1 pseudogene is annotated in these 1,472 nt (G+C 70.7%); it reads right to left on the bottom strand.

What is annotated here, in order from left to right:
• Nucleotides 1-1,472 (bottom strand): annotated as a pseudogene (locus ACWNCF_RS01700) (DUF6537 domain-containing protein); the annotation flags it as partial.

Here is a 1,472-nt window from a genome sequence, read left to right as displayed (position 1 = left end):
CGCGCGCGGCGGTAAGCGGCGGCGCCAGGTGGAAATACACCTGGTCAGTCCTTGCCGGGCTCGCCCTCGAACATGCCGTTCGATCTTGGCCATGAACGCGGGATCCGTGTACAGGCGCGCGACTTCGTACTCGTCCTTGTACGCCATCAGCTCGGCCAGGTTGGCGCGCCACCGCCTCCGTCAGCGCCAGCCTGCCGCCGGGATCGACTTTCGACTCCACGGCGCGCAGCTTCTCGACCGCGGACCGGTAGCGCGCCGCGTACGGCCGGATTCTGGTAAGCCGTCAGCAGCGCGACACGCTGGTCGATCAGGCGGTCGAGCGTGACGGGCATCTGTACCGGCGTGGCGCGCGGCGCGGCGACAGACGACGGCAGCGCGGCCGGGTCGTGCGCCGCGTGCCGGCCGGCCTCGAAGGCCTGCTGGTTCTTCTCGACCGACACGCCGTTCAACTCGATTGCCCGCAGCAGCGCCGCGCGTCCCAGTGGCACCCAGCCCTTCTGCCATGCATAGCCGAGCAGCAGCGGGTTGGCGTAGATCGTGTCGCCGAACAGGCGCAGCGCCAGCGCGTTCGCATCGACGAACTCGCACGCGTCGCCGATGCTGGCACGCAGGTCGGCTTCCGTGTCGGCGCCGGGGAATTTCCAGTCCGGATTCGACAGGAAGGCGGCGGCCGGCACCGAGGCGCTGTTGACGATGGCGCGGGTGCGGCCGCGCCGCACGCGCGACAACGCGTCGCCGGATGCGGCCACCATCGCGTCGCAGCCGATCAGCACATCCGCCTCGCCCGTCGGCACGCGCGTCGCGTGGATGCTGTCCGGATGGGCCGCGATCTGCACGTGGCTGAGCACCGCGCCGCCCTTTTGCGCGAGGCCGGTGATGTCGAGCACCTTGACGCCCTTGTTCTCCAGGTGCGCCGCCATCCCGAGCAGCGCTCCGATCGTCACGACGCCCGTCCCGCCAACGCCGGGCACGACGATGCCGCAGACGCCGTCGAGCGGTGCCTGCACCGGCTCCGGCACCGGCGGCGCCTGGACGGCGGGCGGCACGCCGGACCCGGGACGGCGCAGCTGGGCTCCCTCGGCGGTGACGAAGCTCGGACAGAATCCGTTCACGCACGAGAAATCCTTGTTGCAGGAACTCTGGTTGATCCTGCGCTTGGTCCCGAGCGGGGTCTCGAGCGGCTCGACCGACAGGCAGTTCGAGGCGACGGAGCAATCGCCGCAGCCTTCGCAGACCGCCGGATTGATGAAGGCGCGCCGTGCCGGGTCGGGAAACTCGCCGCGCTTGCGCCGGCGCCGCTTCTCGGTGGCGCAGGTCTGGTCGTAGATGATGACCGATACGCCGGCCAGCTCGCGCAACTCGAGCTGCAGGGCGTCGAACTGGTCGCGGTGGTGCACGGTGACGGCGTCCGGCAGGCCGGCGCGCTGCGCGTATTTTTCCGGCTCGTCGCTCACCACGACGACCCGCACCGC

This window comes from Massilia phosphatilytica (genome assembly GCF_977014125.1).
This window is presented reverse-complemented; position numbering and strand designations above follow the sequence as displayed.